Below are 6,471 nucleotides of genomic sequence, written 5' to 3' on the forward strand. Positions count from 1 at the left end.
CCGAGCCTGGTCGGCATCTCGTGTCTGCCGAGCCAGGCGCCGCAACCCATCCCCCTCATAGTCTGACCGCAACGAAAGCGCCGAACCCATCGCAAACCTCCTGTTTGCGCCATCGATTCAGATTCGTCGGCTTTTGGGAAGTCCGAGAGTCACACTCAGTGACGATTGGTATAAGTCAGATGATCGGCAGAAAGCGCGTTCTTGTCTTGCTCTGCTTTCGAGGCAATGACACCGCCTTTAAGGTCCACACCGCCGCCGACAGCAATGTGATAACCACCTTCGCCAGCAAGGATCCCGCTCTGTTCGGAGACATTTGAATAATCCCCCTTCGTAGTGCTTTGATTCAAGCCGCCGGACAAGCCGGAGGCGGAAATACTCAGGCTTCCGCCAGTCATTTTTTCAGAGTAAGTGGCGATATCCGGCCGGCTTTCGATGTTGAGATCGCCACCGACATTTGCAATGACCGTGTCGCCGGAAACGACCGCTCCCTTGAGATTGGTGTCGTTGCCGGAATTAAGCGCAACTGTACCGGTGCCAATGACATGGCTGTTGAGCTGGTTGACGGCCGTTTCGGATGACTTGCCCCGGCTTGCCGAAACCTCGACCTTTGGCCCAACGGCAATGCCGTTGACGCCGACATCGATGCCGATGCCGACATTTGCGCCGGAGCTCTTCGACGCGGATTTCGAATCGAAACTGGATTCAGTGCTCGTCAGATCGATGACGTTGCCGGCCGACAGGAGGATATTACCCGCTGCAGCACCCGCCTGTGTGTTCGGTCTTCCGTCCTTGTTTACGCCGGCGGCGATTTGAACACCGTGGCCCGTAATGCTGTCTCCGGCGTAAATGCCCGTCGAACCACCACTCCGTATCTGGGTTACAACGGGGACGGAAGACGATGCACTTTGTTGGGACTTCTGAGCGCTAAAACCTACTCCGATACCAAGTGACACCAAAGGCGTATCGCCATTGAGGGCGTTCGTGAGTTCTTGATTGGTTTTTATCCCGGCAAGAATCGTCGGCGCGATCGCATAAGCTCCGGTGGAACCGCCAAGTCTGGAGGCTGCCTCGATGGTACTGTCTGCCGCAGCAGCCAGACGGCTCGACGCGGTGAGCGTCACACCGGCAAAGCTCTTCTCATGCACCTCCTCGTAATTAGTGGCGTCGTTGGCCGAGAGCAGATTGACGTTGTTGCCAGCGGAGAGAGTGACGTCGCGCTCGGCGGAAGCGCTGGTCGCCTGCAGGTTGACGTTGTTGCCTGCCGAGATGTTGAGATCACGGCCCGCCGCCAATGTCGATACCGCATTGGTATCGGACTGCTGCGCCTTGCTATCCTTGGTCGACTGCGCGCCGATGCCGATCGAGACGCCGGGATCGCCCTTTTCGAGGCGAGAGATCGAGCTGGGTGAGGTTCCCGCGCGCACGGCGAGATCGGCCATGGCGATACCGCGCCGCAAGCGTGCGTTTCGGAGATCCTGGCCCAGCCGCTCAAGGCGCTGGCTTTGTTTTAGGCGAGCCTGCGCAATAATCCAAATTTGCAAAACTACAGGTAGAAACATGTCATATATGACACGTTATCATCTTGGTCAAGAAATTTGGCACCAGCCGAAGCGTAGTGCCTGACGCCGCTCCCTGCGCGCGAGTGAGAGTGCGGACCAGGTTTGCCGTGACGGGTAGATAGCCGGAGGAGAGGCTTCCGGTGCCCGTCGCGGAGAACCGCGATGTCGAGAAAGAACGCACCCGCTCGCACCGGCCAGGACCGGACGAGCCTCTACGACGAAATCACCGGCATCACTCGACGATTCTGTGTGTCTGACCGTCGGCGATACTAACCGCCAACCCTGACGTCTGTGAGACAGGTACGCAGTGTCTGGATAATGTGCAGGTCCCGCCACCCCAGGCCTATTTCGAGCCGATCACCTGGCACCGAACAGCGCTGCACGAGCTGGGGCACGCCACAGGCCATCCGTCCCGGCTCGGCCGCGACCTGACCGGCGGCTTCGGCACCAAGAAATACGCGTTCGAGGAGTTGGCCGAAATGAATGCGGCCTTCTGCTGCGCCTCGCTCGGCATCGTCCCGACTGTCCGCCACGCCGACTATGTTAACTCCTGGCTGGAGGTCGTTCGCGAGGATAATCGCGCCATCGTCCGCGCCGCATCTCGTGCGAGCAAGGCGGCCGATTGGCTGCTCGGCTTTCTGCCGGAACATGACCAACGCGTCCGCAGCGCTGGCGATGAGCGGGAGGCGGCGTGATGGATAGGCCGCGCCTACCGCAGCGGAATCTCATTCGCGATGATTAGGTTGTCGGTCAGAACCTTAGACCTGTCTCGTGCAGCAAGGTCGTAAAAGTCGATGAAGAAATCGCGAAGCGCGGACTGCCACTCTACCGGGTCGAAACTTCCCAATCGGAACGTCCGAGAAGTTCCATCCTTGCGGATTGGTCCCGCATGGTCTCCCGAAGAAAACTCCACACTCGGGACGACCAAATGCAAATCCTTCAGCCCGACTGCCCCGAACTCTGCGGTAAAAGGCGGATGCAGCTTCAGTTCTTTCTCATACAGAAGGCGGTGATTTTCCAACGCTACCGCAAACGCCCTCTCAAACGTACCACCATGGCGAACAAGGAATTGTTCGGAGGCAAGATCGTCCCAAGTGACGCCGTGTTGGTCTGCAAGACAGTGATCGACCAGCAACGCGACCACAAGCGGTTCGGTCCAGATCGGCCGTGAATGGCAGTCGGGTAGCTTGAACGCACCGACGACGAACGCCACCGCGAAGCTGCATGACCGCATCGCGCGCCGTCGCTTCGATCATTTCCACGGCGATGCAAGGATGGTCCCTGCAGTAGCCGGCCAACAGATTATCAAGAAAGCTGCCGACGATCAGGCCATGAACGCCGATACGCAAGCGACCGCATTCTCCCGATGCCGCCATGCCGGCGGTCCTTACGACATGGTCGAGCTGGTCGATGCTTGCCGCCGCCCGTTCGACAAAAAGGCGTCCGGCTTCGGTGAGCCGGACGCCGCGGGTATTCCGCTCAAAGAGCAGGGTATCAAGTTCCACCTCCAGCGCTCGGATGCGAGCGCTGACGCTCGAATGGCTGACGCCCAACGTATCGGCAGCGTGACGAAAGTTAAGATGTTCCGCAACAGCAATTGTTTGGCAGACTGTCTGAAAAGTCGTCAGCCGCCATTTTTGAAGGCCCGATTGGAAACTGAGATGGAGTTCGGACACGGGTCCTTTGCATTGGTGAACAGATAGCGTCCGCTTTATGGACCGCCCCAAATTCAAGACCGTTTCCGGCACAATGCCGGCAAAATGCCTCGACATCCTGAACGTCGAATACGAGTTTGACGATCGACTGGCCGCTCCGCTGCCCTTTCGCGGCCTGATGCAGCATTATATTTGTTCCGCCATCCAGTGCGACCAGTTCAACGATCCTGTCACCGGGCAGAATGGTGGCTTTGAAGCCGAAGTGCTTCTCGTAGAATCCGCTGTTTCCTCTACGTTCTTGGCGTAAATCATCAGCGTGAAAGATGCACCATGGCAAAGTATGCTACAGCCGCCTATTCTCAGGAATCGTCTTCAGCTTTTTGAGGCGGTCTCCGGGAATTTCGTGACGGAATTGGGATGTTATATCGAGATGGCAAGATAGCCCGGCTTGGTGATCGGGTCAGAATTCACGAGAGGCAAGGCATGATCGTTCTCTCGATTGATACGGATGAATATACGGCCGAATTCACCCGTGAGGATTGGTCTGAATTTCTGGAACGCGGTGTAATGATCGATTTTGAAAAATGGGGCCTCATTCATTACATCGAACCAGACGAGGATTTGGAGTTTGTGTCTCGCGCAGATGGATCACCGTCATAGAAACCCTAAATCCCGATATATCGCATGCTTCGGGCAAACCGTCTAAAAACTCCCAAAAGGTGCCGCAATGAGAGTTTTAGGACAGTTTGCTGGATAAGCGAGACAAGTGGGATGCGCCCACGCAATGAACCGACATGGAGACGTTGCTGTTTCTTTATCAGCCCGTTGACATCGGCATGGCCGATCCGGTTCAGGCGCGAATGCCACGCTCGAAACGCCAGTGAGCATCAGGCACCGTTGAGCTTCGCGTGGTCGCTGCGAGCCGCTGTTCAAGCATCGCCTTGCTCAAGGGCACGCAATACACCGGCCTGTAACGCTCGAAGCGCCTCCCTTCGGCCAACACGCCCGCGTCAACAGTGTCGTAGCCGATCTGGTCAAGGAAGGCGGTTGTAATGCGTTTTGCGTCCTCGTCATCGCCAGCCATCGGGAGCGCGCGCCGATCCTGCGCGCCAGCCGGCCGAGCGTCCGGCACCACGTCTTCGACCAGAATGGAGTTGAGGGTCTTCACGATTTGGGAGGCCGGCAGATGCCGGGCCAATATCTCCGCTGTCGTGCGCTCGCCGCTGTCGAGTTCGGGGATTGCGCCGAAATACGGAAAGTAGTTCTGCGGGTTGAGCACCACCTTGCCGGCAAGCGGCTGCGGCGGCAGCGCGCGATAGACTTGCAGATGAACGGCAGCGACGATCAGTTCGCCGTGCTCGGCGGCCTCATCGACGGCTCCGACATCGCACCCGATTTGCCTTGCGGCATGACGAATGCTGTCCGGCCCTCTGGAATTGCTCAACATGACCTGATGCCCGACCTGCGCCGCCAAGAAGCCGACTGCCTGCGCCATGCGTCCGGCGCCGATAATCCCGATCTTCATTGGATTGCCCTTTCCACTCAACCGCCCCGCATCTGCGTCTGTGCGGCCTTGATTCGTCCAAAGAGGACGAAGCTCAACGCGGACAGCCCCCACGCGCAGAGCGCGCCATAGAGCGTGACCCAACCGATGCCATGCGCGAGCGCGTCACGCGCCACGGCGATGCTGGACCCATGACTTTCTGCGGCTGCGAGATTTCCGGCAGAGACGGCATCGGCCAATGCGCGTACGGGATCAAGCGCCTTGTCCGGCTCATCGGCAATGCCGTACTTCGCGTAATTGTCGCGGCCGGTGATCTGCACCAAGCCGCGACCGCGATAGCGCCATCCATCGCCGCTGGCCTCGTTGCCGTTGCCCATGCGGTTCGCGTAGGCGCGATTGGCAATGCGCTGCGGCTGTCGTGCGTAGGCTGCGGCCTGAGAAATCGTGAAGTATTTCGGGAACGTTGCAAGCAGGCCCGATGCAGAATAGTTCAGGTTTTCAAAGACGGCGCACATGGTCCTATCGGTTTCATGATAGGCCGTCGCCAGCATGTACGCGACCCAACGGCTATCGAAAGCCTTGGCCCGCCACTTGGTCAGGATAATCTCCATACCGTTAACCTGATCTGCTGACAGACGCCCGCCAAACAAGGATGAGCGTACCGCCGCGAAGAATTTCGCGTGATCCATTTTGATGTTCCTTTGGGAAACAGTTGAAAGGGCCGCCCCTCTGGCGGCAGACAGTACCAAAAACGTATCGTCTCATGATACTATTTTGTTGACTTCCTGACGTATCGCCATATGATACTAATATCAGGCGGCCGAAATGATCCGTTCGTTCAAAGACAAGCTCACAGCGTCGATCGATGACGGATCAGTAAAGAAGGGTTTTCCGGCTGATCTGGTACGCCACGCCCAACAGCTTCTCTATGTGTTGAACGCAGCAACCACGGTGGAAGACCTGCGGTCGCCGCCCGGCAATCGTTTGGAAAAGCTTTCGGGCGACCGCGCAGGCCAGCACTCGATAAGGATCAACAAGCAATGGCGCATCTGCTTCATCTGGACGGAAGCAGGCCCAGAGCAAGTCGAAATCACGGACTACCATTGACTCGAAAGGGTCTGATAGCGATCATGATAAATAGCCAAGGAGGGCAAGCGATCATGACAGTCAGCAAACTTCCCGCGATCCATCCGGGGGAAATCCTGCGGGAGCTGTATTTGGAGCCGCTCGACATGACGCCCTACATGCTGGCAAAGCACATTAATGTGCCGCGCACCCGTATTGAGAGAATCGTCCACGAAAAGTCTATCATCACTACAGACACGGCGATGCGGCTGGCGAAATTCTTCAAGACTACCCCTGAATTTTGGCTCAATCTGCAAAATGCATACGACATCAAGATCGCGGCCCAAGCCATGAAAAGCGATCTTGCGCAGATCAAGGAGCTTGCCGCCTAGTTCTCGTCCGTTCGCCCAAACCGACGCGGCGTGAGAAAGGCCGGAGGCGTGGTGGGCGTGCCCGGCGCACTATTCGGTGCAACTTTACCGCTGGCCTCCAAAGCATTGGACGAACCGTAGCCCTCGCTCTTGCGGCCGTTGTTCTCGTCTTCTGTCGCCGACTTGCCGTCATAGAGCCGACCGGAAACCTCAACTTCAAAGCCCGTTGTCTTTGTGTATTTAAAGCGTGTCGCATTTATCTGGCCTCATAGCCGGCGGCTTTGAAATAGTTGCGGCATTCTGCGACTGAGAAAAGG

The 6,471-nt window shown here is 57.6% G+C and carries 7 protein-coding genes and 3 pseudogenes; 4 read left to right on the plus strand and 6 right to left on the minus strand.

Translation table 11 applies throughout. From position 1 onward, the window contains the following. Positions 1-155: 155 nt before the first annotated feature. The gene (locus ACPYOP_RS32220; RefSeq protein ID WP_481414268.1) at positions 156-1,559 is read right to left on the minus strand and encodes a hemagglutinin repeat-containing protein; all 1,404 of its coding nucleotides are present in this window, start codon (positions 1,557-1,559) and stop codon (positions 156-158) included. Positions 1,560-1,873: 314 nt separating this feature from the next. Here ACPYOP_RS32220 and ACPYOP_RS32225 point away from each other — a divergent pair. Further along, positions 1,874-2,254 (plus strand): annotated as a pseudogene (locus ACPYOP_RS32225) (zincin-like metallopeptidase domain-containing protein); the annotation flags it as partial. Positions 2,255-2,268: 14 nt separating this feature from the next. On the opposite strand, the gene ACPYOP_RS32230 reads toward ACPYOP_RS32225, so the two are convergent. From ACPYOP_RS32230 to ACPYOP_RS32240, 3 genes and pseudogenes are all read right to left on the minus strand, one after another. Further along, complete coding sequence (locus ACPYOP_RS32230) at positions 2,269-2,772, minus strand: LysR family transcriptional regulator substrate-binding protein (protein ID WP_481414269.1); 504 nt, start codon at positions 2,770-2,772, stop codon at positions 2,269-2,271. Positions 2,773-3,058: 286 nt separating this feature from the next. Continuing rightward, positions 3,059-3,235, minus strand: a pseudogene (locus ACPYOP_RS32235) (LysR family transcriptional regulator); the annotation flags it as partial. After that, positions 3,184-3,526: pseudogene (locus ACPYOP_RS32240) on the minus strand (VOC family protein). The pseudogenes ACPYOP_RS32235 and ACPYOP_RS32240, both read right to left, overlap by 52 nt. Before the next feature lie 171 nt (positions 3,527-3,697). Between ACPYOP_RS32240 and ACPYOP_RS32245 the strand changes: the two are divergent. Further along, positions 3,698-3,874 (plus strand): hypothetical protein, encoded by a 177-nt coding sequence (locus tag ACPYOP_RS32245; protein WP_481414270.1) that lies wholly within the window; start codon positions 3,698-3,700, stop codon positions 3,872-3,874. A 190-nt stretch (positions 3,875-4,064) separates the two neighbouring features. Here the strand turns inward: ACPYOP_RS32245 and ACPYOP_RS32250 are convergent, their stop codons facing one another. Further along, complete coding sequence (locus ACPYOP_RS32250; protein ID WP_481414271.1) at positions 4,065-4,739, minus strand: NADPH-dependent F420 reductase; 675 nt, start codon at positions 4,737-4,739, stop codon at positions 4,065-4,067. A gap of 17 nt (positions 4,740-4,756) precedes the next feature. After that, entirely contained in the window at positions 4,757-5,329 is a 573-nt protein-coding gene (locus tag ACPYOP_RS32255) for a hypothetical protein (RefSeq protein WP_481414272.1), read from the minus strand. Positions 5,330-5,543: 214 nt separating this feature from the next. On the opposite strand from ACPYOP_RS32255, the gene ACPYOP_RS32260 reads away from it, so the two are divergent. Further along, a complete protein-coding gene (locus ACPYOP_RS32260; RefSeq protein WP_481414273.1) occupies positions 5,544-5,825 on the plus strand; it encodes a type II toxin-antitoxin system RelE/ParE family toxin in 282 nt (93 codons plus the stop codon). 53 nt (positions 5,826-5,878) lie between these two features. After that, the gene (locus ACPYOP_RS32265; protein WP_481414274.1) at positions 5,879-6,175 is read left to right on the plus strand and encodes a HigA family addiction module antitoxin; all 297 of its coding nucleotides are present in this window, start codon (positions 5,879-5,881) and stop codon (positions 6,173-6,175) included. The last annotated feature ends 296 nt before the right edge of the window (positions 6,176-6,471 follow it).

Source organism: Rhizobium sp. KNZ2-6A (assembly GCF_056755475.1).

What these genes read in the sequence shown, in the direction of transcription:
- ACPYOP_RS32220 (WP_481414268.1), bottom strand. Translation starts at nt 1,559, where the DNA reads ATGTTTCTACCTGTAGTTTTGCAAATTTGGATTATTGCGCAGGCTCGC.
- ACPYOP_RS32245 (WP_481414270.1), top strand. Translation starts at nt 3,698, where the DNA reads ATGATCGTTCTCTCGATTGATACGGATGAATATACGGCCGAATTCACC.
- ACPYOP_RS32250 (WP_481414271.1), bottom strand. Translation starts at nt 4,739, where the DNA reads ATGAAGATCGGGATTATCGGCGCCGGACGCATGGCGCAGGCAGTCGGC.
- ACPYOP_RS32255 (WP_481414272.1), bottom strand. Translation starts at nt 5,329, where the DNA reads ATGGAGATTATCCTGACCAAGTGGCGGGCCAAGGCTTTCGATAGCCGT.
- ACPYOP_RS32260 (WP_481414273.1), top strand. Translation starts at nt 5,544, where the DNA reads ATGATCCGTTCGTTCAAAGACAAGCTCACAGCGTCGATCGATGACGGA.
- ACPYOP_RS32265 (WP_481414274.1), top strand. Translation starts at nt 5,879, where the DNA reads ATGACAGTCAGCAAACTTCCCGCGATCCATCCGGGGGAAATCCTGCGG.